Origin of the sequence: Aquimarina mytili (assembly GCF_016735115.1) — a bacterium.
GTDB lineage: Bacteria > Bacteroidota > Bacteroidia > Flavobacteriales > Flavobacteriaceae > Aquimarina > Aquimarina mytili.
Map to the genome: position 1 here is coordinate 237,290 of NZ_JAERQJ010000001.1, position 26,675 is coordinate 263,964.

At 34.3% G+C, this 26,675-nt stretch carries 19 protein-coding genes and 1 tRNA gene; 12 read left to right on the forward strand and 8 right to left on the reverse strand.

Features of this window, described 5'->3' with window-relative positions; all coding sequences use genetic code 11:
- Positions 1–99: 99 nt before the first annotated feature.
- From JJQ60_RS01140 to JJQ60_RS01160, 5 genes are all read left to right on the forward strand, one after another.
- Positions 100–672 (forward strand): RNA polymerase sigma factor, encoded by a 573-nt coding sequence (locus JJQ60_RS01140; protein ID WP_201916116.1) that lies wholly within the window; start codon positions 100–102, stop codon positions 670–672.
- Positions 662–1,420 carry a tetratricopeptide repeat protein gene (locus JJQ60_RS01145; RefSeq protein WP_201916117.1) on the forward strand — a complete coding sequence of 253 codons (759 nt, stop codon included), beginning with the start codon at positions 662–664 and terminating at the stop codon, positions 1,418–1,420. Before JJQ60_RS01140 ends, JJQ60_RS01145 begins: the two co-directional genes overlap by 11 nt.
- 97 nt (positions 1,421–1,517) lie before the next feature.
- The gene (locus tag JJQ60_RS01150; RefSeq protein WP_201916118.1) at positions 1,518–1,835 is read left to right on the forward strand and encodes a DUF6660 family protein; all 318 of its coding nucleotides are present in this window, start codon (positions 1,518–1,520) and stop codon (positions 1,833–1,835) included.
- A gap of 57 nt (positions 1,836–1,892) precedes the next feature.
- The gene (locus tag JJQ60_RS01155) at positions 1,893–4,097 is read left to right on the forward strand and encodes a TonB-dependent receptor (RefSeq protein WP_317193976.1); all 2,205 of its coding nucleotides are present in this window, start codon (positions 1,893–1,895) and stop codon (positions 4,095–4,097) included.
- Between the two features lie 420 nt (positions 4,098–4,517).
- Entirely contained in the window at positions 4,518–5,738 is a 1,221-nt protein-coding gene (locus JJQ60_RS01160; RefSeq protein WP_201916119.1) for a peptidoglycan-binding domain-containing protein, read from the forward strand.
- 249 nt (positions 5,739–5,987) lie between these two features.
- Here JJQ60_RS01160 and JJQ60_RS01165 read toward each other — a convergent pair.
- Positions 5,988–6,069: transfer RNA gene (locus JJQ60_RS01165), tRNA-Leu, on the reverse strand.
- 297 nt (positions 6,070–6,366) lie between these two features.
- On the opposite strand from JJQ60_RS01165, the gene JJQ60_RS01170 reads away from it, so the two are divergent.
- The 6 genes from JJQ60_RS01170 to JJQ60_RS01195 all read left to right on the forward strand — a co-directional run bounded on the left by JJQ60_RS01170 (position 6,367) and on the right by JJQ60_RS01195 (position 17,729).
- A complete protein-coding gene (locus tag JJQ60_RS01170) occupies positions 6,367–7,758 on the forward strand; it encodes a dipeptidase (protein ID WP_201916120.1) in 1,392 nt (463 codons plus the stop codon).
- 265 nt (positions 7,759–8,023) lie between these two features.
- A complete protein-coding gene (locus tag JJQ60_RS01175) occupies positions 8,024–10,654 on the forward strand; it encodes a beta strand repeat-containing protein (protein WP_201916121.1) in 2,631 nt (876 codons plus the stop codon).
- Positions 10,655–10,901: 247 nt separating this feature from the next.
- Positions 10,902–14,018 carry a M43 family zinc metalloprotease gene (locus JJQ60_RS01180; RefSeq protein WP_201916122.1) on the forward strand — a complete coding sequence of 1,039 codons (3,117 nt, stop codon included), beginning with the start codon at positions 10,902–10,904 and terminating at the stop codon, positions 14,016–14,018.
- A gap of 225 nt (positions 14,019–14,243) precedes the next feature.
- Entirely contained in the window at positions 14,244–14,615 is a 372-nt protein-coding gene (locus JJQ60_RS01185) for a BlaI/MecI/CopY family transcriptional regulator (protein ID WP_201916123.1), read from the forward strand.
- A 29-nt stretch (positions 14,616–14,644) separates the two neighbouring features.
- Positions 14,645–16,516, forward strand: coding sequence for a M56 family metallopeptidase (locus JJQ60_RS01190; protein WP_262896665.1), 1,872 nt, complete (start codon positions 14,645–14,647; stop codon positions 16,514–16,516).
- Positions 16,517–16,628: 112 nt separating this feature from the next.
- Positions 16,629–17,729 (forward strand): DUF4407 domain-containing protein, encoded by a 1,101-nt coding sequence (locus JJQ60_RS01195; protein ID WP_201916125.1) that lies wholly within the window; start codon positions 16,629–16,631, stop codon positions 17,727–17,729.
- Positions 17,730–17,781: 52 nt separating this feature from the next.
- Here JJQ60_RS01195 and JJQ60_RS01200 read toward each other — a convergent pair whose 3' ends face one another.
- The 4 genes from JJQ60_RS01200 to JJQ60_RS01215 form a co-directional block, all read right to left on the reverse strand.
- Positions 17,782–19,026, reverse strand: coding sequence for an NAD(P)/FAD-dependent oxidoreductase (locus tag JJQ60_RS01200; protein ID WP_201916126.1), 1,245 nt, complete (start codon positions 19,024–19,026; stop codon positions 17,782–17,784).
- A gap of 341 nt (positions 19,027–19,367) precedes the next feature.
- Entirely contained in the window at positions 19,368–20,378 is a 1,011-nt protein-coding gene (locus JJQ60_RS01205; RefSeq protein WP_201916127.1) for a 4-hydroxyproline epimerase, read from the reverse strand.
- Between the two features lies 1 nt (position 20,379).
- Positions 20,380–21,963 carry an aldehyde dehydrogenase (NADP(+)) gene (locus JJQ60_RS01210; RefSeq protein WP_201916128.1) on the reverse strand — a complete coding sequence of 528 codons (1,584 nt, stop codon included), beginning with the start codon at positions 21,961–21,963 and terminating at the stop codon, positions 20,380–20,382.
- A gap of 29 nt (positions 21,964–21,992) precedes the next feature.
- Positions 21,993–22,919 (reverse strand): dihydrodipicolinate synthase family protein, encoded by a 927-nt coding sequence (locus JJQ60_RS01215; RefSeq protein WP_201916129.1) that lies wholly within the window; start codon positions 22,917–22,919, stop codon positions 21,993–21,995.
- Between the two features lie 128 nt (positions 22,920–23,047).
- Here JJQ60_RS01215 and JJQ60_RS01220 point away from each other — a divergent pair, with 128 nt between their 5' ends.
- Positions 23,048–23,908 (forward strand): AraC family transcriptional regulator, encoded by an 861-nt coding sequence (locus tag JJQ60_RS01220; protein WP_201916130.1) that lies wholly within the window; start codon positions 23,048–23,050, stop codon positions 23,906–23,908.
- Here JJQ60_RS01220 and JJQ60_RS01225 read toward each other — a convergent pair.
- The 3 genes from JJQ60_RS01225 to JJQ60_RS01235 are packed head-to-tail and all read right to left on the reverse strand — an operon-like array spanning position 23,885 to position 26,640.
- Complete coding sequence (locus tag JJQ60_RS01225; protein WP_201916131.1) at positions 23,885–25,654, reverse strand: MutS-related protein; 1,770 nt, start codon at positions 25,652–25,654, stop codon at positions 23,885–23,887. The genes JJQ60_RS01220 and JJQ60_RS01225 overlap by 24 nt on opposite strands.
- Positions 25,655–25,663: 9 nt before the next feature.
- A complete protein-coding gene (locus JJQ60_RS01230; protein ID WP_201916132.1) occupies positions 25,664–26,020 on the reverse strand; it encodes an MmcQ/YjbR family DNA-binding protein in 357 nt (118 codons plus the stop codon).
- Positions 26,020–26,640, reverse strand: coding sequence for a DUF4230 domain-containing protein (locus JJQ60_RS01235; protein WP_201916133.1), 621 nt, complete (start codon positions 26,638–26,640; stop codon positions 26,020–26,022). Before JJQ60_RS01235 ends, JJQ60_RS01230 begins: the two co-directional genes overlap by 1 nt.
- Positions 26,641–26,675 lie beyond the last annotated feature (35 nt).

Here is a 26,675-nt window from a genome sequence, read left to right on the forward strand (position 1 = left end):
TATCAGTGATTAGTTGCTATAAAAATAATTATGTTACTTTTATATGTCTAAATTTTTCTCAAAAAAACGTAACAAATTGAGAACATCTTACATTAATCAATGAATAATACACAGGATACTATTATTAACGGAATTATTTCGGGAGATTATATCATAATTAAAGAATTTTATAAAAAACATTTCCCGCAAGTAAAAAGTTACATTTTAAAAAATTCTGGCAGCGAGGCAGATGCTGAAGATATTTTTCAGGATGCAATGGTGTTTGTATATGAAAAATTAGAAAGCAATTCTTTAAAGCTTACATCATCATTAGGAACCTATTTATATTCGGTATGCAGGAACCTTTGGATGAATAAATTAAAGAAAAATAAAAAGATGGTACGTCATGAGGGTATTCTTTCTGTTTCAGAAGCAAATGATACTGATATTCTCGAGGACATTGACAAAACCGAAAGAAATTATGTCTACCAAAAATATTTTTTAAAATTAGGCATAGGTTGCCAAGAGTTGCTTGCTCTTTTTTTTAAGGGAACACCGATGCGGGATATTGCAAAACAAAAAGGATATTCTGAAGCGTATACCCGAAAGAAAAAGTTTGAATGCAAGAATAAATTAGAAGAGATGATACATCAAGATCCTGTTTTTCAAGAATTAAAAACAGATGCTAAATAGTTTTATTATGGAAATGACTCAAGAATTATCAGAGAAAATTGAAGCTTATATCCAGGGGATGTTATCAGGTACAGAATTGGCTGATTTTGAGAATATGATCTTAGAAAATCCAGAACTGAATAAACGGGTTAACATACAAAAAGAACTATGGGCTACTTTGAAAAACCAAAAATCTCTTGATTTTAGAAAAAAACTAATCACTATAAACCAAGAGCTCAAAAACGAAGCAGACACTAATAAGAAATCAACATTTAGTACCTACTGGAAGATAGCAGCTTCATTTTTGGTATTAATCGGGATGTCTACTTTTTTATGGTTAAATCATAATCCAGAAGAAGAACTGTTTGCAGCGTACTATGCTCCGTATCCAATTGGAGATATCAAACGAGGAGCCGACACCGCTACTGATGATTTTAAAGAAATTGTATTAGACTATAAACGTAAAGAGTATATAAAAGTTATTCCGGCCCTTGAGCGCTATGTGCAGCAAAAACCAGATAATGAGCAACTAAAATTATGTTTAGGGAATAGCTATTTAAATACAAATCAACTAGCAAAAGCAGAAACATTATTTCAAAACTTTTCTTCAGAAAGCAAATATTATAGCGACGCTAAATGGTTCTTATCATTGACCTATCTTAAAATGAAAGAAGAAGATCAAACCACATTATTATTAAAAGAATTGATTTCATTTGACAATATTTATAAGCAAAATGCCGCTAAACTTTTGCAAGAAATTGAAGAATAGTTTACGCATGGCGATTTTTATATAAATATAAGTTGATTGTGCATCATTCTTTATGCTATTTGTAATAAAGGGATCATATTTCGCTTATCTTTGTATCATGAAATTTTTAACCGTACTTTTCTCATTGTACTTTTTCGCACTTAACTTTGTTCCGTGCGAAGATGCTCATACAAGCATGGACGATGTACAGGTTGAAGTCTGTCAAAATTTAGATATCTGTGATGATCATAATGGATCAGATCACTGCTCTCCATTTTGCCAATGTCATTGCTGTCATGTGCATGTAATTAATTTTGATATCGTGCAATTTGAAACGCAATTAGCGTATATCCCTACCAAGATTTTCTCTCCAAACGAAGGGATTAGCGAAGATATAGTAGACCCTATATTACAACCTCCTCAATTAATTGGTTAATACATAAAGAAACGTTCACGTTTCAGTTATTTTTTAATCAATTAAATCACACATTAAATGAATATACAAAATGTAACCCTGTGTGGTATACTAATGCTTTGTGTTTTAGTATCTCGACAAAGCTATGCACAGGATTCAACACAAACAAATACTATTGAAATTAAAGTCGTATCAGAAAAAGAGTCATTACCAGGTGCAACTGTGTATATCAAATCTTTAGAAAAAGGTGCGGTTACTGATTTTAATGGAATTGCCCGAATAGAAAATGTACCAAATGGCGAATATATTGTATCGGTTTCATTTGTTGGATATACACCCATAGAACAATCAATTCGGGTACCATTTCAGACCCCACTAATTTTTTATTTGAAAGAAAGTGAAAGCACCTTAGATGCTATTGTTTTGCAATCTACGCGAAGTACAAGAACCATAAAAAACATTCCAACACGTATTGAGTTTATAGGTGCAGAAGAATTAAGCGAAAAAGTGGCAATGAATGCATCTAATATTGCCATGGTGTTACGAGAGAGTACTGGTATCCAAATGCAGCAGACATCGCTAAGTAGTGGTAATTCTAATATCAGGATACAAGGGTTGGATGGTCGATATACTCAATTATTAAGAGATGGTTTTCCTTTGTATAGCGGGTTTTCTAGTGGATTAAGCATATTGCAAATCCCGCCTGTGGATCTAAAGCAATTTGAAATTATTAAAGGAAGTTCATCTACGTTGTATGGCGGAGGGGCTATTGCCGGACTGGTCAATATGGTTTCAAAAACCCCAAAAGAAGATCCACAATTGGATATCATGATAACCCAAACACACGCCTTAGGAACTACGTTTAACACTTTTTATGCAGCGCGTAACAATACATGGGGGTGGACATTATTTGGTTCTGGGGATTACCAAAAAGTGTATGATCCAGAAGAAGATGGTTTTAGCAATTTACCAGAAACAAAATCTGTAACCGTTAACCCTAAACTCTTTTACTATCCTTCAGAAAATACTACAATATGGCTTGGTCTTAATGGTACTTATGATGATAGAAAAGGTGGAGATGTAAGAAAGATAGAAGATGGAGAAAATGGTATACATCAATATACAGAAGAGAATATTTCAAAACGACTAAGTACTCAGGCAGTATTAGAAACTAAAATCGATGATCAGCAATCTGTTACCGTTAAAAATAGTGTCGCATTTTTTGATAGAAACCTAAATATACCAGATCTTACATTTGAAGGAAGCCAGTGGAATACATTTACAGAGGCTACATACAAAAGACAAGGTCAAAGGGCAGATTGGGTACTGGGAGCAAATTTATATTCCGTATCATTTGATGAAGATTCTCAATCTTTGGAGAGAGATCAAAAGGATATTACATACGGGTTGTTTGTTAATAATCTATATGATATTTCTGAAAACTGGATTCTAGAAACTGGTCTTAGAACGGATTATGCTCAAGATTGGGGCGTCTTTGCCTTGCCAAGAGTTTCGCTACTATACAAGTTGAATAGTTCTTTTACCAGTAGAATAGGTGGAGGTTTAGGATATAAAATCCCTGATATTTTTACCGAAGAAGCCGAGTTTGTTAGTTTTAGAGATGTTCAGCCTATTGATAAAGATGCTTTAAATGCAGAGCGTTCCTATGGTGTTAATCTTGATTTCAATTATCAAACCCCATTAACAGATGAAATAGAATTCTCTATAAACCAGTTATTTTATGTAACTGCAATTCGTGATGGCTTATTGTTAAATACTAATAATAGTGCAGGTTTATTTCAGTTTGAAAATGCTGAAGAAGATATCGTAAGTAAAGGAGCAGAAACCAATATTAAGTTTACCTACAAAGATTTTAGATGGTTTTTGAACTATGCCTTGATTGATACAAGGTTAAATTATTTACCTGGTAATCCACAAAAACCACTCACCGCAAGACACAATGCAGGTAGTGTAATCATGTATGAGACTTCAAAATGGAGAGTAGGATTTGAAACCTATTATACCGGAACACAAATATTATCAAATGGGATAGAAACGACAGATTTTATTACAATGGGTTTACTAGCCATACGTAACTTTAAGTGGGGTAGCACTTTTGTCAATTTTGAAAATTTCACCGACCGTAGACAAAGTAGATTTTCACCATTAGTATTGCCACCACATGATGATCCTGTATTTCCTGAGATTTATGCCCCTACCGATGGTTTTATACTTAGTGTAGGGATTATTTTAAAACCTTTTGGTAATGAAGAAGAACATTGATCAGGTTATGTAATTACTATTTATATCCAAACAAAAAAGTCAAATCATTTGATTTGACTTTTTTGTTTTATCGCAAAATACTAGAAGTCATGATTAGTTTGGTCATAATTGTTATAAAAACACAAAATATATTCGTAATAAACATTTGTTTTTCAATGTTTTATGTTAAAAAATGATTAACTTTAAAGAGTAAATATATGATAAGAGTTTTCACGCTCTTCATGAAACATCTTTTACACCTCTTTTTGGCGTCATAACAAGAAGGGTACACCTCATTATTTTTTTAGAATTTGATAAATACTGGATATAGTTTATGTAGTTATCTCTATATCGTTTTATCAAATGCGTGATAAATTATCTCGACTGTAAGCACAACGGTACCCCTAAGTAAAGTTTTATTCTGAAAATATTATTAATACTATGAGTACTATTTTTCTTGGCAGTTGTGACATAGGTAAAAAACCTACTAACACAAAAGAGTTTCTAGCACCGTACCACTATTTAGGTGTCCTAAAAGGCACAAAATCTTTCAGAGACGATGATCGAAGTAAATGGCGCAGATTTAGAGAAGTTGCAGGTAATGAAGTTACAGATTTACAACAATTTTTATTTAAGGCAGGTTTTATGCCCAGGGGAGTTATTGATGGTGTTTTTGATTATGTTACTCAAGCATCTACACGTTTGTTTCAAGAATATGTTAGAACTATAGAAGGAGAAATCAACATGATTCCAGATGGGATTATTGGCCCTTTTACCAGAAAACATATTGATCGTTGGAAAGCTTCTGGAAAAGTTTCGGAATGGGGGCAAGCTACAACTTCTAATGCTTCCGAAGAATATAAGAAATGGATGAACATACTTCAGAAGACTAAGACACATTATCAGAACAACCATAATGCTATAGTATCTCAAATAGCTCTTTTTAATAAAATTTCTGATACTCGAAAAGTAAAGGATTGGGATTTTAACCCCAATGAAATTCATCTTATTGGGATTCGAAGAGCTCAGGATGTTTCAAAAAGGAAACGAGATAATGACGATATTTTTATATTGTTAATCAATGGCATGGTTTTTAAATTTTGGGGATCAACCGATCCAAGTCAAACCATGGCAGCCGACCGATCAGATGAAGCATTTTTGGTAGAGGGACAACATAAGTATCGATTTGGATGGCATAAAATATCTTCAGAAGCAAAGGTATATCGGGCACTACGACCATATCAACATGGAGTTTTGGTTTTTCGGGATCGAGATGATGATAATGCGCTTACCAAAGCAGATCTCTTACACGGAATAGATGCTAAACCAAACAATACCATTAATATTCATTGGTCAGGCATCGGAGAATCGAATTGGTCTGCTGGTTGCCAGGTACTAGTTGGAAAAAGCTATATTAATCATTTAGATAGAGTAATAGATTGTTCGGGGTTTGCTGCAAAAAACTATAGCACCCTTAATGATATTAATGGAAAAACTAAAGGAGCATATAATCTTTGTGCAGACCTTATTCTAAGCTTTGCTAAACCTGGCGTAGATTATATCTATTATACCCTTGGTAGAGAATCTTCTTTAGATTTAGATACTAATCTTATGCCTAACTATGCTTCCGTTATGTTGAATAAAATGAAAAAAGTAGAATGAGAATCATAAAATTACTTAACCTGGTTTTATTGTGACTTCACTTTTTAAGGGTGAAGAAATTATGCGTATGGAGTATGGCGAATAACGGATCCCCAAAAAGAAAACCCAATTCTTATGAGTTGGGTTTTTGTGTTAAGAGTACATTTCTCGTTTATTTCTAGAGACTCGTGATTGATTTTTAACTCTGTGGAGTAAAATACTATAGATACAAAAAAAGCTTCTCAATTAAGAGAAGCTTTTCTTTTTCAGTGCGGGCGGAGAGACTCGAACTCTCACACCTCGCGGCACTAGATCCTAAGTCTAGCGTGTCTACCAATTCCACCACGCCCGCATTAAAAACTCTTACAATACTTAGGACTCTTTGTAAAAGCGAGTGCAAATATAAGCAATAGTTTTAAAATAAAAAGACCCATTCAAAAAAATATAAACTTTCATACCAATTCTTGTATGAAATGACCGTTTGATAAATGGAGTTATTTTGATTTTAGACAAGGAAGAAAATCTATGGATAGCCCTAGCTATCGATACTATTTTATGACGAAGTATAAAACCAGAGGAAACTATTTTATACTGTTATTTTATATAAGAATTGGTATTTGTACTTTTAAGCCTAAATTAACTCAGATTCATGCAAAATATAAATACTTACGTTCAAGAACACAAAGATCGATTTATAAACGAGCTTATTGAACTACTCAAAATTCCATCGGTTAGTGCAGATACTGCCTATAAGGATGATGTAATTAAAACCGCAGCAGAGATTCAAAAAAGCCTTTTAGCTGCAGGTTGTGATCATGTAGAGATATGCGAAACACCGGGGTATCCGATTGTTTATGGAGAGAAAATTATTGATACTAACCTTCCCACGGTGTTGGTATACGGGCACTATGATGTGCAACCGCCAGACCCAATAGATCTTTGGGATAGCCCACCGTTTGAACCTGTAATTAAAAAAACAGAAATTCACCCTGAAGGAGCAATTTTTGCAAGAGGCTCATGCGACGATAAAGGACAAATGTATATGCATGTCAAAGCATTAGAGATTATGACCAAAACTGGGCAATTGCCTTGTAATGTTAAATTTATGATTGAAGGCGAAGAAGAAGTTGGAAGTAAAAGTTTGGGTTGGTTTGTAGAACGAAATCAGGAAAAACTAGCTAACGATGTGATTTTAATTAGTGATACAGGTATGATTGCTAAGGATGTACCATCAATTACTACCGGGTTGCGAGGTCTTAGCTATGTCGAGGTTGAGGTTACAGGGCCCAACAGAGACTTGCATAGTGGTCTCTACGGAGGTGCAGTTGCCAATCCGATTAATATTTTAACGAAGATGATTGCTTCTCTTCATGACGAGAAGAATCATATTACGATTCCTGGGTTTTATGACAAAGTAGAAAATTTATCTAATGAAGAAAGAGCCGAAATGGCTAAGGCACCTTTTTCTTTAGATGCTTATAAGAAATCATTAGACATTAATGCGGTATATGGTGAAGATGGGTATACAACTAATGAGCGTAATTCTATTCGACCAACACTTGATGTAAATGGTATTTGGGGAGGATATACTGGAGAAGGAGCAAAAACAGTTATTGCCAGTAAAGCATACGCCAAAATATCAATGAGATTAGTGCCTAATCAAGATTGGGAAGAAATTACTCAATTGTTTAAAAAGCATTTTGAAAGTATCGCTCCAGAAGCAGTTACAGTAAAAGTAACACCACACCATGGTGGACAAGGATATGTCACCCCGATTGATAATATTGGATATCAGGCAGCGAGCAAAGCATATCAGGATAGTTTCGGAAAGACACCAATTCCTCAGCGTAGTGGAGGTAGTATTCCTATAGTTTCTTTATTCGAAAAAGAATTGAAAAGCAAGACTATACTTATGGGATTTGGTCTTGATAGTGATGCTATTCACTCACCCAATGAGCATTTCGGAGTGTGGAATTATTTAAAAGGAATAGAAACCATTCCACTATTCTATAAATATTTTACAGAACTCAGCAAATCATAAATTACAATTACCCTGATCTATGATCAGGGTAATTTTTTTCTAACAATACTGTCGTATAGGCATATTGAATGAAACATCCTACATAGATAAAAATGTACCGCTTCTTTTATCGAAAATGGTAAATATCTTTCTTATTACCTGTTTAAAGTTGTAGTTTTAAACAAGATTATCCCTCCTTTATTCTTATCTGAAAATTTTACGTTCAGCGTTAGTTTGTTCTTTCAAATTAATGAAAATCAAAACTTTTAATTTTAAAAATTCTACAATGAAAAAAACAGTATTAAGTTTTTCAGCGCTTTTTAGCGTGGCATTTTCATATGCCCAGACCAATGTAACTGATATCAATCAATCAGGTATTGATAATACTATTGAAATTTCCCAGGAAGGGAAGCGAAATACACTAACCATCCTTCAGGATGGCGATAATAATGAGATCGAAGTTGTACAAGGTACCGAGGGTGATGCTATTGGCGATGGTTCGATTACTCAAATACAGCTTGGTAATGAAAATAACACGGTTGCATTTCAAAAAGGAGAATTTAATGAGATTACACAGAATCAACAGGGGGATCGCAATATTGCAAGGGCTAGTCAAGGAGTATTTATAGGAAATCTAAATACAATTGAACAAACTCAGGAAGGAATCTTAAATCTTGCTGAGATTTCTCAACTTTCAGGTTCTGGTAACAATATAAAACAAGAACAACTTGGAGATTCAAATGTTGCTTTTGCAGAACAAACTGGACAAAATGCAGTAATTCAACAAACTCAAAATGGAGCGGGCAATATGGCTAATGCAACACAAAATAGCGGATTTGTGATTGCTTCAATTGCTCAACAACAAACCGGAAATTCAAATAATGCTACGGCAGAAACAGGGGCTTTTGGTAGTAACTTATCTCAAATACAGCAAGGGAACAATAATATAGCCTCTTTAACAGCATTAGGAGGAGAAAATGATGATTTTCAGGTGCAAATAGGAGACGAAAATAGCAGTAGTGCATTTACTTCTGACAATAATTCCAGAATTAGGCAAACCCAAAATGGATCTGGAAATAACGCCATAGTTGATCAACAAGAAGGAACGTCAAATAATATTGAGCAAAATCAAACTGGAGATGCTAACGTTGTCATTGCAAATCAAACGAGCACTTTTTCTACACTTATTCAGACCCAAATTGGGGTGTTAAATAGAGCAACGGCTACTCAATCGGGGAATAATAATTTAGAACAAATACAATCTGGAATAGATAATACCATTGAAACAACTCAATCGGGATTTGCAAATATAGCTTTAAGTATGCAAGAAGGAGTTTTAAATAGTATCATGCAAACCCAATTGGGAAGTGAAAATAATCTAGAAGCCTCTCAAATCAATAGAGAGTTCAATAATGATAGTAATAGCATAACTCAGGTTCAAACAGGGAGTAAAAATGGTATAAGTACCGAGCAAAGTGGAGAGTTTAATTCGGCACAAGCAACCCAAAATATTGATGTTTCTGAAAGTAGTATTGAACAAAAACAAATCGGACAAGGAAATATGGTAACTGCCAGTCAAGGAACAGAGACAGGTTCAGAAGATGTTATTACACTTGGGAATGAGATCATACAAGTTCAAAATGGTGCAGCCAATGAAGCCATAGCAATACAAATATTTGAAGGAGGTCAAAAACGTATTATTCAAAATCAGAGTGGAGAGTCTAATTATGCTAATGCCATACAGAACTCTTCAGTTCTTAATGATAGAGGGAGCACTAATACTATTGAACAAACTCAAGATGGAGAATTTAATGATGCAGAAGCATTTCAGCAAGAAGGTTTTCAGGTATCGATCATCCAGGAACAACGTGGATTTGGTAATCAGGCTCAAGCAAATCAGAGGACTCTTGGGTTTAGTATCATACGACAAGAACAGGGCGGGGTAGGGAATAGAGCTACTGCCAATCAGGATTTTGGAGGAAGTATTGTGCAAACCCAATCAGGTGAGTCAAATGAAGCTTTTGCACAACAATCAGGAGAAGCAATAACGCTTCAGCAAACTCAAAACGGGATAAGAAATGTGGCTAGAGCCGTTCAAAATGATCAAGATGGTATCGGTGGAATTTCTCAAGATCAAGTAGGAGATTTTAACACCGCTACTATTGATGCAGGTTTTTTTGGTGGAAATATCTCGCAACAACAAAATGGAAGAGGAAACTCAGCTTCTTTTAGCACTTTTGGAGGAGGTATAGAAGGCTTTCAAATACAGAGTGGTACCGGTAATATAGCCTCTGTTAGTACTTCAGATTCAGATTCCAGGGTATTGCAAAACCAAAGGGGTGTAGAAAATAAGGCTACCATTAATCAGGAAAGTGGATTATCAAATACCATTGAGCAAAACCAGGATGGAAACTTTAATACTGTAACAGCTAATCAAGGTGGTTTTTTCTCTTCAATAATTCAAACGCAAACTGGCGAGTTTAATACGGCTATAGCAACCCAATCTTTGAGTAATGCCATAGAGCAAACTCAAAACGGAACAGGGAATACTGTTCAGACCAATCAATCTGGGGGATCTGGAAATATTGCTATAAGTTACCAGGAAGGAATTTTTAACAATATACTACAAGCACAAACCGGAAATTTAAATGTAGCGCAGGCTATACAGGGTAATGATGGTTTTGATGCTCAGGAAAGTGTTATCTCTCAAACCCAAACAGGTAATGAAAATAATGTGATAACGATACAAAATGGTATTGGAAATTATAGCGAAACACTACAAATAGGAAATTCCAATATGATCAACAATACACAGTTTGGAGCTAATAATAGTTTAATACTGTCTCAAAATGGAGATATGCTTTCGACCACTATAATTCAAAGTGGCGAAGGAAATAATATTACTGTTTTTCAATAAATTGAGCCAATTTTAAATTAGAATTTTGGTAATTAACCTCAAGAATTATAGAAAATCCTTGAGGTTAATTTTTTCGTAATTCTTAATGAAATAGTGTGATTTTCTTATGAAATATGTTAAAAAAATTAAATTATGGTAATATAGTACGTCTTTAGGGTATAATACAATGATCATAATCTTTTTGTTGACTTTAATTTTACAAAGATTTAACACAAATACTCAGATTATGAAACTCAAAACTATAGTTATGGCATTTCTATTATATGGATATGCTTCACTTCTTTTTGGTCAAGAAGTAAACGAAAACCTTCCTAGATGTATTTCAACAGAAGCTAATGAGGCTTATTTTGACAAACACCCTGAAGCCAGAAAGGAACACCAGAACTTTAACAAATATTCTCAGACAGTAGAAAAAAGGAATAAAGGATTCGCTCAGAAATCGATGGTTACAGTTACCATACCGGTGGTAGTTCATGTATTTGGAAAAACACAATGGGGGAAAACGGTTACATATGAAAAAGTTAGAAATGCCATTGATATTGTTAACGAAGATTTTAACGGATTGAATGCGGATTATAATACTGTAGATCCTGCTTTTTCTGCTATTAAATCTAAAATGAATATCAAATTTGCCTTAGCCAAAATCGATCCTAATGGAGGTAGTACTAGTGGAGTAGTTTTTCATCAAGAAGAAAAAGGTTTTGGTAATGATTCTGGATATGATTCGGAAATTGCTTATTACGCTTGGGATAATTACAAGTATATGAATTTATATATTATGGCCGATTTAAAGGATGATGGTGTAAGTACGCGTTCGGGAGTAGGTTGGTTTCCTAATACATTCATGTCTGATGAAAACATTGCAAGAATTGTATATAATGGGCAGTATCTTCATGATAATTATTTTAATAAAGAGTTTGCACAATTGACGCACGAATTTGGACATTGGTTGAACTTGTACCATACTTTTAATGGTGGTTGTGATGATCCTAATGGAGATTTTGTAAGTGATACTCCAAAAGAAGATAGTAATGCAGGAGATAAAGGATGTACTGTTGGAGCCAGTGAATGTGGTAATTTGATTAATTATGAGAACTACATGGGATATGATGCTGCTACCGGTTGTTCTAAAATGTTTACCGAAGGTCAGGTGGCAAGAATGATAGCAGCTTTAGATCATCCAACAAGAAAACCTTTATGGCAACAAGAAAACCTAATCGCTACGGGAGTTAATCTTACCGGAGCATCTCTTATAACAGAGAATCGTATAGTTCAAGAAGCAGATGACAATAATGGAACTTTAGCAAATTCATCCTATGATGTTACCATTTTAGATGGAACATTTGCTGTAAGTAGTGGTACCTTAACCCAAGGCACACATTTTACAGCTAACTTACCACAAGGCTATTCTGCTGTAATTACTGTAGAAAATAATAAGAAGTTAACCGTAAAGTTTACTGGTCAAACACCAAACCATGCTATTGCAAATAATACAGTAGGAACTATTACATTTACTAATGCCGCTATCACGGGAGGAATTTCCAGCCTAAATACTAATAAAGTCACCTATAATTTCTCATTCTTTGACCCCTACAAAATCATATATGTCGATATTCCAGACGAAACAGCCACTTCTAGCGCGGTTTGGAAACCTTTTACAGTCAATGCAGGAACCATAGAAAATAGATATGGCGCATTTTATGAAAACGCTGATTTAAAGTTAGAGACCTATAAAAAAGCATTGGTTTGTCAAGCAAATACAAAAAATCCGACGGTTATTGAAGCTGATCAATTAATATCTGATGATAGTAACTGGGTGAACGGTGGAGATTATCCAGATCTTCACGAAGTGAGATCTTCTACATATACTCCTTGGATTGGTAAAACAGCTTTTGTTGGATTTCAATTAGAAATGTACCCCGGAAAAATAAATTATGGATGGTTAAGAATTAGAGTAAATGCTTCTGGTTCAGAAATCACAGTATTAGACTATGCATATAGTACAAAACCTAATGGTCCAATTCAGGCAGGAAGTAAAGAATTGAATCCTGATACTCCTAAATGCGATGATGGTATTCAAAACGGAGATGAAACTGGGATCGATTGTGGTGGATCTTGTGAACCCTGCAATGTGCCTATTGTATATTGTGATTCTAATGGAAGAAGCGTTGCAGGAGAGTATATTAGTCGGGTTCAATTCAAAACAATAGATAATTCTTCAGCTGGTTCTAGCCAAGGTTATGGTGATTATACTTCGGTGTCCACAACAGCATCAAAAGGGGTTGTAAATACCATTACAGTAACACCAACCTGGACAGGGAGGGTATACAATGAAGCGTATTCAGTATGGATTGATTACAACCAGGATGGAGATTTTGAAGATTCTGAAGAGCAAGTATGGAGTAAAGCAGCATCCAATGAAAGCCCAGTACGTGGAGATTTTACAATTCCATCCAATGCTAAAAATGGAAGTACAAGAATGAGAGTATCTATGAAGTATAATGGTATACCATCATCGTGCGAGTCTTTTAGTTACGGCGAAGTTGAAGATTATACTATAGATATTACAGGTGATTCCGGATCAACGTGTAATGACGGGATTCAGAATGGAGATGAAACCGGGGTAGATTGTGGAGGTTCATGTTCGCCTTGTACAGATAATGGTACTGTAGTGTATGTGGATATGGAAGATGCTACTGCCAACACATCAAATACATGGAATTTCTTTAGAATAGAGGTAGGGGATGATAATGGTTTTGGAGCATGGTTTTCTAATAATTCTGTGAGATTAGTAACCTATGATAAAAATATTGTATGCGAAGGAATCACTAATAATGTGACTCTAATTGGGGAAGGAGTTCAAGTTGGCCCATCGAGCAATTTTATAGCCAATTCTAATAGTTACGTTGTTAGTTCATCGTCGTATACAGACTGGAATGGAAAATCCGGTTACATAGGATTTGCATTTAAAATTAATGGCAATACTCACTATGGCTGGTTTTATGCGACAGTAGCTAATGATGGATTATCGTATACTATACTAGATTATGCATATAATACAACTCCAAATCAAGGTCTCTTAACCAAAAGAAATTTGGGAGTTGCAGGTGCCCGAGCAGAAAATCTAGTAAAGGTTTATCCCAATTCGTTTTCCAGAATGACAAATGTTGATGTAACAAAATTAGAGTCAGAAGGCTTTACAATAAGCGTGTATGATATGTTAGGTAGAATAATCTATCAAAAAGAATATCGCCAAAATCCGGGAATATTCCAGTTAGGAGAAACAATTACTAATAAAGGTAATTATTTCATGAAAATAACTTCAAAAATAACAACAGAAGTACATGTAATTGTAAAAGAATAATTTAAGAATTTACTTTTAGGATAGCTTAAGGCTAATTGAAGAACGGATAAGGGTGAGGGTAACTTCATCCCCGTTTTTCAGTTAGTTTTTTTGTTAAACCAGGATCGATTCACTCCATATAATCACTTAGTCCATAATGATCTTTAACATCATTTTTAGACTATTTATTTGAAAATATAAATTTTTATTCTACATTTGTAGAGTTAATTCTAATTAAGTAGAGCAATGCAATTATCAAAAGCCGAAGAACAACTTATGAAGTACCTCTGGAAACTGGAGAAAGGATTTATGAAAGATCTTCTAGATGCGTTTCCAGAACCAAAACCTGCTACAACTACGGTGGCAACATTGCTCAAAAGAATGAAGGATAAAGGATTTGTAGATTATACCCTTTATGGGAAATCAAGAGAGTATTATCCTTTGGTAAAAAAGACCGATTATTTCTCTAAACATGTAAATGGTTTAATTAAGAATTTTTTTAATGATTCTGCTTCACAATTTGCATCGTTTTTTACTTCTGAGACAAATATGTCAACTTCAGAATTAGAGGAACTTAAAAAAATAGTTGATCAACAAATTAAAAAACAAAAGAAATGATAGTGTATTTAATAAAATCATCACTTTGTATGTTCCTGTTATGGGGGTTTTACGTGTTGTTTTTAGAACGGGAGAATATGCATTATACAAAACGATTTTACCTACTTTTTAGTGTAATATTTGCTCTTTTGATTCCGTTAATTACATTCACATATACGACCAATATTCAAGTAGAACCACCAATAATACAAGAACCTTCTGCAGCAACCATAATTTTGCCAAATGCAGCTCCTGTGGTCGAATCATCGACAGATTATGTTACAATTTTATTGTACTGTATGTATAGTATTGGTGTATTAATTTTTGGATTTAGATTTATTAAAAATCTTAAAAACTTAACGCAAAGAATTAATGATAATGAACAACTAAAAGAGTCATCACACACTAATGTTTTAATCAGTGATACGATTGTTCCTTATACATTTTTACGATATATATTTTTACCAAAAAAAGAATATCAAGAACAAAACATCCCCGAAGAAGTATTACTTCATGAGAAAACACATGTTATTCAAAAACACACATTAGATATATTATTTATAGAGATCTTACAGGTTATTTTTTGGTTCAATCCTTTATTCTTTTGGATTAAGAAATCGATTAAATTAAATCATGAGTTTTTAGCCGACTATACCGTTCTTAAACGTCAATATTCATTACAAACCTATATGAACCTACTCGTTACATATCCAAACAACTCTAATCAAGTTGAGTTAGCGAGTCCTATTAATTATTCATTAACTAAAAAACGAATCGTTATGATGTCAAAACAATTTTCTCAAACAAGAGCAGCAGCCAGGTTGCTGCTGCTTTTACCTATTCTACTTGGTTGTATGCTATTGTTCAATAATGAAATTATAGCCCAACAAAAAAATGTAAGTTACACCAAAACCAGTCAGGATATAGATCCTGATAAAAAAATAAAAATTCGTGTTAAAAATGAGCAAATTACAGTTAATGGTACTGCAACAAAACTTGCAAATTTTGCAAAAGTAATTGATGAGAAGACAAAGCAATGGAATAATAATCAGCTTACAGACTTTCAATTTGATGTACAAATCATGGATTCAGACGATGCATTTGTGCAAAAACTTAATACAGAGTATAGAAAAACACGATTATATAGTGCAAATCCAGATAGTCATGATCTAATTCCTCCAGCACCACCAATACCAGAAATTCCAAATATAAAAACAGGTGTTATTCCTCCTCCACCATCGGTACCAAAAACGATACATGTAGATGAGAATACAATTACACCTCCTGTGCCTCCAAAGGTACCATCTCCTCCCGTATATCCTGATGTAGAAGTAGAAATTGATGAAGTAGAAGCTTCTGTAGAAGAAACTGAACTGGCAAGAATTGAAGCTGAAATGGCAAGGGTTGAGGCCGCAGTAGAAAGAGAATACGCCCTAGCAAATATGCACGAAGTTGAAGTATATGCTAAAGAAGCCGCAGAAATAGCGAGAAAAAGTGCAATGTTACGTGCAACTCAAGCCAGAGAACAAGCAGAACAGGCTAGAGCAATTGCTATGGAAGCTGCACATCGGGCAGCTGATGAATCTCATAAGCATAGAGATTTGGCGATGAGACATGCAGAAATGTCTAGATTAGAGGCTGAGAAGGTACGTGAAATGGCTATGCGTGAGTCTAGAATTGCAAGGGATAGAGTATTACATGATAGAGAAAAGCTGCATGAAGAAGTAAGAGCTGCTGCTGAGCAAGCAAGAAAACATGCAGAGAAAGCAAGAAAAGAAGCTATAGAAGAAGCGAAGAAAGTGCGAAAAGAAGCCCGTAAGATTGCTGATGCGGCAAGAAAAGAAGCTCGTAAAGAGATAGAAAAAGCAAGGAAAGAGCGCGAAAAGGCAAGAAAGAAAGCTGAAAAAGCGAGGAAAGAATAACTTTATTTTATAGATTTTTACACCAATGAACTCCCGTAAGGGAGTTTTTTACGCAACATTTTGTTGTAAATCAGCGTTATAGGTCTATTGTCAATCAAAACCCTTAGATGTTATGTTAAAACGTTTTTTTATTTTATGCTCAGGAGCAGATGCCGATATTTTGGCCGATAGTTCTAGTGGCGAACAGAACAAGTATGTTGGTATCGGAGCCACAGTTTTTTTTACTGCCATAATGGCTTTTATTGCAGCAACTTATGCGTTATATACTGTTTTTGATAATTATTTTACTGCGATTTTTTTCGGATTAATTTGGGGAGCATTGATCTTTAATTTGGATCGATTTATAGTGTCGACGATTAAGAAAAAAGATAATTTTATAGATGAATTGTTACAAGCTTCACCACGAATCATTTTGGCAATTATTATTGCCGTAGTGATTTCTAAACCATTAGAATTAAAAATCTTTGAAAAAGAAATTGATCGTGTATTGCTTGAACAAAAAAATGATTTCGCCTTAGCGAATAAAGAACAGATCGCTACCCAGTTTACTCCTGCGATTACTCAAATAGATTCTGAAATTGAATCTTTAAAAAAAGAGGTCACCGATAAAGAAACAGAAGTTAATGGTTTATATGAAACCTACATTGCTGAAGCTGAAGGTCGAAAAGGAACAGAGCTTGTCGGAAAAGGACCTGTTTATAAAGAAAAACGTGAAAAACATGATGCAGCCTTAGCTGAGTTAGTGGAGCTTAAGAAGGCAAATACAGATAAAATTGTTGGACTTGAGGCAGAAAAGACTGAATTAGCTGCACAATATGAAGAACAAGTTATTACATCCCAACCCATAATTGACAATTTTGATGGATTAATGGCAAGAGTAAATGCCTTGAATGAATTACCATGGCTGCCGTCATTTTTTATCTTTTTGTTGTTTTTAGCAATCGAAACATCTCCGATTTTTGCAAAATTACTTTCTCCTAAAGGAGAGTATGATTATAAGTTAGAAGATATTGAAGGAGAAGTTAAAACTTGGGTAACTCAAAAAGAAGGACAACGTAGTGTATTATTAGAAACCGATCATACCATCAATGATAAAGTGTATGGGGATCTTACTGAAGAGGAAGAACTATATGCCTATAAGAAGAAAATAGCCAGAGAAATCATGAAAAAACAACAAGATGCCTTTTATAAACGTCAAACTGGGATTTTGTAAATAATAAGAATAGACCTCTTCGATTTTTCAAAAACTGAGAGGTCTATTTGAATTAAAACTTTCGGTCGGGATGAAATGCATCGAGATTTAGAGATGTTTTTTTATTAGAAATAATTTCTGAAACCAGTTTTCCGGTGGCAGGCCCCATGCTCCAGCCCATCATGGCATGACCTGTGGCCACAGTTAAGTTTTTGCACTTAGAAGATTTACCAATATAGGCCATTCCATCAGGAGAAACTGGTCTTAAACCGCAAGCAGCATTATTTTTTTCTTGTTCAGAGATTTCGATATTTGGATAGTATTTTTGAGTTGCATTGGCAATAGCTTCAACACGTACTTTATTAATCTTATGATTTATTCCGGCAATTTCCATTGTTCCCGCAAATCTTGTAAACCCTTGCATCGGTGTTATAGCGACTTTAGCTTCTGCTAAAATTGTAGGCATAGTAATACCCAGATTTCTTTCAGAATTAATTCGATATCCTTTTCCGGCTTCTAGTAGTAGTTTAATCCCTAGTTTTTTACTTAAAATGCTTGACCAGGATCCAGCGGCAAGCACAAATTCATCTGCTTTATGTATATTACCTTTAGTGTGTAAAGCACTTATTTTTTCACCGTCAAGAATAATATCATGTACTTTTTCATTTTTGTAAAAAGTAACCCCAGAATTTACTAAATATGTTTTCATCTCTTCCATAAATATATGAGGAGTTGTATGTCCATCACATTCATATAGTACCGCACCTTTAGCATTATACTGTACATTGGGTTCTATGTGTTCCAATTCAGAAAGTGAAAGTTCTTTTACTGGTAATCCTTCTTTTTTAGCGATGTTAGCAACCCGAATTTCTTCCTCGAGCATTTTTTCAGTTTGACACAGCATTAACAAGCCTTTTCGTTCTAATTGAAATTTAAAACTTTCTTGCTGTTTAATATCTGAATATAAATCCCTTCCCATAATATTAATATCCTTAATGGCAGTAATACTTCGTTCTACATTTTTTATTGAGCAAGATTTATTAAAAGCCCATGACCAACGTAAGAAATCTGCATTAAGGCGGGGCTTTATAAATAGAGGACTAGAAGGGTTAAACATCCATTTAAGTCCTTTTTTCATAACGCCAGGTGCAGCTAATGGGATAATGTGGCTTGGTGTTAAATACCCTGCATTGACATATGAGGCTCCAAAATCCATAGAAGATTGATCAATTATAGTCACTTGGTGCCCTTCTTTATTTAGATAATATGCAGAGCAAAGTCCTATAATTCCGCCACCGATGATGATTACTTTTTTCAATTATTTATTGTTTTAATGAAATAATGATTTGGCCTGTTGTGTATTTAAGAAAATTGCCTCAAAAAAAGCGTCAATTCGAGTATTTTGTTGCAATGAAATAAAGACAAAATGTATCGAGAATAGATTTTTTTTACCAAATAATCCTATTCTCGATACACTTCTCCTAAGGTCGAAGCACTCGAATTGACGGATTTTGGCAAAAAAATCTATAAATACATACAGGTTGATTTTATATAATAATATTTCTAATTAATATGTTCTTTCTGACTCTTGAAACTATTTTAATTCATTCATTTTTATAATATGATATTAGATCATTGTTTCATTAAATCATTCATAATCTATATCACCTGAAACCCATGAGCGTATGGATCATCTTTGTCATCAATAATGATGGTGTTATACCCATATACTTTTGCCCATCCTTTAATACTAGGTATGATTGCTTTTTTGCCTTCTAATTCGATTTCTTTTTCTATTTTTCCTATAAATGTACTGCCTATAAAGCTTTCATGAATATACTCATCTCCTTTTTTTAATTTTCCTTTGGCATGTAATTGTGCCATTCGTGCAGAGGTCCCAGTACCACAAGGAGAGCGATCAATAGCCTTATCACCATAAAAAACTGCATTTCTACCTGAAGATGTTGGATCAATAGTATCTCCGGTCCATAGGATGTGACTTACATTTTTAATCGTTTCATTTTGAGGGTGAATAAATAGATCAGGGTATTTTTTATTAATTCGTTCTCGAATAACTTGAGAATATTGTATCAATTTTCCGGCTGTAAAATCTTCAACTCCGTTGAAATTTTTTTGAGGATCTATAATAGCATAAAAATTTCCACCATAGGCTACATCAAAAATAAGATCTCCTAATTCTGGACAATCTATGGAGAGATTTTCTTGTGCTAAATAAGAAGCAACATTTTTGAGTTTAACCCAGTCTACTTTTTCATGGGTCTTATGATATTCTATTTCTACCAACCCTGCTGGTGCTTCCATCCTGATTCTTCCTGGTGTTTTTGGGGTGATTAAATTTTCTTCAATCGCAATGGTAATTGTACCGATAGTACCATGGCCACACATGGGTAAGCAGCCAGAGGTTTCGATAAATAAGATGGCAAAGTCATTTTTTGGGTCATGCGGTTCAAACAAAAAACTACCGCTCATCATATCATGGCCTCGCGGTTCAAACATTAAGCCTGTTCTGATCCAATCAAATTCCTTAAGAAAATGCTGTCGTTTTTCGCTCATGGTTTTTCCAATAAGTTGAGGCCGTCCAGAGGTAACAACACGCACGGGATTTCCGCAGGTATGAGCATCAATGCATTTAAAAGTTGTTTTTGTCATTTTAGATTGACTCTTTAGTTTGAATACCGTTTAGTAGTCTTGAGATATGTAGAGGATTTTCATCTTTAAGTTCATCGGGCAATAAATCATTTGGCCAACTCTGATAGCTAAATGGGCGAACCCAACGCTTAATAGAATGAATCCCAACAGCAGTAAATCTACTATCTGTAGAGGCAGGATAAGGCCCGCCATGCAGCATAGCTGGGCAAACTTCTACTCCCGTAGGAACACCATTAAATATGATTCTACCTACTCGATTTTGCAGAGTTTCAATAATTGCGCTATATGTTGAGGTTTCGCCTTCTTCTGCAAGAATAGTTCCTGTAAGCTGTCCTTCAAGATTTGAGATTATAGTTTCTAACTCTTGGGCATTTTCACATTGTACGACCATAGAAAAAGGCCCAAATACTTCTTGGTGTAACGTAGTGTTTTGTAAAAAGGTTTTTCCTTCGACTGTAGTGATAGTTTGTCGTGCATGATTAGCAATTACATCGTTACCATATTCCGCACTTAAATGTATTCCATTTTGTCGCAGGGTATTTGTTTTATTTTGCTCATAATTTCCAATAATATTAGGATGCAGCATACATGAAGGTTCAATTTTGATAATTTCTTCAGAAAGTATTTGAATAAAACGATCCAGGGCTTCACTTTTTATACCCATAATCAAACCTGGGTTAGTACAGAATTGACCAGTTCCTAAGGTGATTGATTTAGCGTATGTTTTTGCTAAATCTTCTCCATTGTTTTTTGTTGCTTCTGGTAGTAGAACTACAGGATTAATACTTCCCATTTCTGCAAATACAGGTATGGGTTCTGGTCGTTGCGATGCTAAATCGAAGAGCGCTCTTCCTCCTCGGATACTTCCTGTAAAGCCAACAGCTTTTATTTTGGGATGTTTTACTAATTGCACCCCAACTTGTATCCCAGCACTATTAAGATTTGAAAATACCCCATTAGGCATCCCGGTTTTTTGAGCCGCTTTATGAATTGCAGAAGCAACTAGTTCTCCTGTTCCTGCATGCATTGGATGTGATTTTACTATAACCGGACAACCAGCGGCAAATGCAGACGCTGTATCACCACCTGCAGTAGAATATGCTAATGGAAAATTACTGGCGCCAAAAACAACAACAGGGCCCAACGGAACCAACATTTTCCGAATGTCTTGTTTGGGGATAGGAGTTCTATCTAGATCTGCGGTATCTATGGTTGCTTCTACCCAAGAACCTTCTGAAACTAAATCGGCAAAAGCTCTAAGTTGACCAATAGTTCTTCCTCGCTCGCCTTTAGCTCTTCCTTCTGGTAAACCGGTCTCAGAGACATACGTTTCAATTAGAATATCGTCTAAGGCTAAAATCTCATCGGCAATGGCATTTAGAAACTCGGCTTTTTTCGATCCTGTAGTATTTTTGAACGTTTTAAAAGCTTCAGAAGCCAGTATTACAGCTTTTTCTATTTCTTCATCAGAAGCTTCATAAAAAACATAATCGTTTTCAATATTTAACTTAGGATTAAATGTTTTATATGCTTTGTTTCCTGTTGCTGAAAGTTGATTTCCTATATAATTTTGACCAGTAATCATTGTTTTTAAAGATTTAATGTGAACATACGTTAATGAATAAATTCTAGGTTTTTATAATCTGGCAGAGTTGGTCTGGTTTTTAGTCCATTTTCAATGATTCCTAACACTTTTCTGCGCTCTTCTCCAACAAGTGGTAACCTTGGCGCGCGCACATTTTCTGTACCAATTCCCGTTGCAACTTCAGCTAGTTTTATGTTCTGTACTAATTTAGGGTTTATGTCTAACTCTAGCAACGGTAAAAACCAACGATAAATATCTATGGCTTCTTGTATTCTTCCTGCTTTTTGAAGTTCGTAAATAGCTACAGTTTCAGCAGGAAAAGCATCCACTAATCCGGCAACCCAACCATCAGCACCCATAAGTAGACTTTCTAAAGCAAGAGTATCTACTCCTGATAATATTTTTAGTCGATCTCCAAATCGATTTTTTATACGGGTTACATTAGAAATATCTCTTGTAGATTCTTTTACAGCTTGAATATTGTTACATTGTAATAGCTCTTCAAACATATCCAGGGTGACTTCAATTTTATAGTCTACAGGGTTGTTGTAAATCATAATGGGTAGATCTGTGCTTTTGGCCACTTCTTTAAAATAGATAACGGTTTCTCTATCTCCTGCTTTGTATCGCATTGGTGGAAGCATCATTAAACCACTTGCTCCATCTTCTTTGGCTTTTTTTGCGGCTTCAATTGCCCCTTTTGTAGTTTGCTCTGCAATATTGATAATAACAGGAACTTTGTTTTTAACAATCTGGGCCGTTGTCCTTACCAGAATTCTTTTTTCTTCATCACTTAATGTACTGGCTTCACCTAATGTTCCGCCAAGTATAATACCATGTACACCAGCTTCTAATTGCGCATTAATATTTACCTCAAACATTTTGAGATCTAAAGTATCTTGATCAGTGAATTTTGTAGTCACCGCAGGCATTACACCTTCCCAATGTATTATCATAATTTATGTTTTGGTCAAAGATATTGTGAATATAAAGGGTAAAATATCCGTAAATTACCTAATCATGATACTATTTTACCTTTAATATGTAATTATCCTAATTAATTGAGTAATATTGGTATAGTTTTATGAAAGCTTTACCCTTTAAAATACCAAAATCATCTACCGATACTCTGATTATACAGGAAGATAAAGGAATGGTTTTTTATGATAAATTTCATCAACATGAAGAGATTCAGGTATCTCTTATTGTATCAGGAGAAGGGAGTCTAATTGTTGGCGATACAATTACCAATTATAAAACTGATGACATCTTGATTTTTGGAAGCCAGGTTCCTCATGTTTTAAAAAGCGCCCCATCATCTGTAAGGTCTTATATGATTTCAATTTTTTTTACTGAAAAATCATTTGGCAAAGGTTTTTTTGAACTTTCTGAATTTAGTGATCTGTCTAATTTTTTTAATAATCTGTTATATGGAGTAAAGGTTATTTCTGAAAAAAAACAGTTGAAAGATCAATTTTTCATGCTTTTAAAGCATAAAAACAGACTGGATCGCCTAGTGATTTTTTTACAGGTTTTGAAATTATTAAGCTTAGCCAAAATTGAAACCATTTCTTCTTCGATTACAAAGAATAATTATACTGATAATGAAGGAAAGCGAATGGCAAACGTTTTTCAATATGTAATGACTAGTTTTTATGGTGATATTAGCTTGCAAGAAGTTTCTGATATAGCCAATATGACTCCAAATGCTTTTTGTAGATATTTTAAACAACGAACAAATAAAACTTTTTTTCAGTTTTTGACAGAAGTAAGAATCGAAAATGCATGTCAAATTATATCCAAAGAACCTGATATTTCGATTGCCGAGGCTTCTTATTCGAGTGGATTCAAGAATCTTTCTAATTTTAACAGGAAGTTTAAAAGAATTAAAGGCATGACACCTTCAGAATATAGAAAAAGATTATACGATTCCCATCTTCTCTAACAAGAAAGATGCATTCATGTTTTGACAAACCCCATCTTTAAATTTGTAATCAAAATAAAGTTCATCGTTAATAATTTGGGCATCAAAAAAACGATTTTGAACTTGAGGCAATTCCGAAGCAATTTCGCAAAGACTTAAATCATGAGTTGCAATAATCCCTGTTGCTTTGGCAGCTACTAATTTCTCTACAAATTTACGCGAACCAGCAGCTTTATCCTTACTATTGGTCCCTTTTAGAATTTCATCGAGAATAATAAAATATTCATTTTCTTCAAGTTTGGTTACAATTTTTTTGAGTTGAGTAAGTTCCGAAAAGAAATACGAAGCTTCATCGCTAAGCGAATCTGAAGTACGCATGCTTGAGATCAATTTAATAGGTCGATATTGGCATGATTTTGCACAAACGGGCAATCCAATATTAGACATAACGATTTGTAGTGCAACTGTGCGCAGAAAAGTACTTTTTCCAGCCATATTAGCCCCAGTAATAATAAAGAACTGTTCTCTAGAAATGATAATATCATTATCAATTCTTTTTTGATTTGAAAGCATTGGATGTCCTAGTTCTTCTGCTTTTAATATGATATTTTCTGATGTAATATCCGGATATACATACTTTGGATGATTAAATGCGAAATTTCCTAATGAATTGTAGGCATCAAAAAAAGCAATAACTTCAAACCACTGTGATACTTTATAATGATTTTTTGCAATCCATTGTTCTATACGATAGCTCTGAAGAATATCCCATAGTATTAATCCATTAGCAATAACACCAAACATCATATTATTGCGTTGGTCAAAAGCACTTAGGATACTAGCAAATTGTTTTAAGGTCTGTGATGCTTTTTCTTTTTTACTAACAACCAATTGTTGTTTTTCTTTTAGCAATGAAGCCTCAAAATCGGTATTCTCAATTTTATCAACAAGCTTATAATATTGTTCGAATGTGTTTTTTACTTTGTTTGCATCATTATAAAGAATATTTATTTTTTTGAGTTGTGTTCCGGTAATGGTAAGCCCTATAAAAAACCAAAGCAAAAACATGCTAAAGGTTATAAAATTTAAAAACAGAAGGACTAACATAAGTACAGATATTCCTGAAAAAATAGCAGGAAGAATGCGCATTATTTTAGGAACCCAGAAAGTGTAATTTTTTAACCAACCTAAGATTGCAGAGACCGAAACTGTTGTATGCGCTAATGATGCTACAGCACTGAACTCTTGTCGCCATTCGGGTAGTTTTGATAGATTTTGTATGACTTCTTGCTTCTTTTCAATATTTAGAATTGAATTTGCGGTAAGTATTTCGGCTAATTTACTTTTTCCTGCTATCGTAGCGGTACGATTTGCGTACTGAAAAAAGGATTTATGGCCAAACAAATCTATATCATGGCTATAAGGATGTGTAGGGTCAATAAGTTCTTTTCCAGAATCAAGAGTACTGATATCATCATTAAAAACATCTAATTCTAATTGATTTATCTGAATTAATTTTTCCAATTTATTCTTGGTATAGATATAGTCTGTATGTCTATTTACTAGAAAAATAAAAGCCGTAATTCCAATAACAATGCTGGCGATAATAATTTGAGCATTTGGATAGCCAAAATATATACTCGCTACAATAGCAAAAAAAACAAATACCCGTATGGTGCTGGAAACAGCTAATTGTTTTCTTACTTTTTTTAATGATGTAGTATGTAATGCTATTTGTTCTTTATAAAACTTCTGTGGGTTACTCATATAAAAAAATCAAAGATTTTCTAATTCTTGCCTTAGCTTTTTGGTCAATCCACTCACAACTAAGTTATAAGAATGATCAATTAATTCGTACAACATATCTGTCGCTAAAGTACCAGAAAAGTTAACAGTATTCCAGTGTATTTTGCTCATATGGTAACCGGGAGTGATTTCGTTGTGATACTCTCGAAGTTCGATAGCTCGATCCGGATCACATTTTAGATTTACACTAAAAGGAAGTCGATCCAATCCTGTTAATGCAAACATTTTTCCCATTACTTTAAATACTAGTGTGGTCTCGTCAAAAGGAAACTCTTCAGTTACTCCTTTTTTTGCCAGGCAATATTCTCTAAACAATTCAATATTCATTACTCTTCTAACTGTTTTGTGTCGATGTTATTGTTATGAAGTTCTAATGCAGAATAATCTAATGTCCATCCGATAGATGCGGCAAGAGTTTCCATCAGGGAAATAGCAGTAAGAGCTTCATGCTTTGCAGATTCCATTAAACCACTTTGAGGGATCTTATCTTTGATAAATTGTTTGGCTTCTTTGTTCAGTTCGGTAAGGTCTGAAGAAGTAAACGGATTAAGCCAACCCTCTTTTTTGTCATAGTATTTAAAATCGGTTTCGATAGTTAAAAGTTTTGGCTGCGGAAAATGAGTGAGGATAATGCACTTTTTTTTAGTATCACTTTCTAACTTTACCTGAGATAAATCAAAGCCTACATAGGCTTTAGCATCAATTAGAATCAATGCTTTTTTGGTACCTGTAAGAAGGTTGAAAAACTTTTCTTTTACACTTTCATAATGATAAATTTCAGCAAAGTCGCCTTCAACGGTTACCAGTTTACAAACACTTTTAATTTTTTCCATAAGAACTGTAGACTGAGTTTTTATGGCGGACTTATTTTTTACAGCATTGAAACGTGCAAAAATAAAGTAAGCTAAAATGGCGCCTCCTAAAAGTCCTATAAACAATAATTCCATAATGTAAATATAGCTAATATGTAGTTCAACCTGTT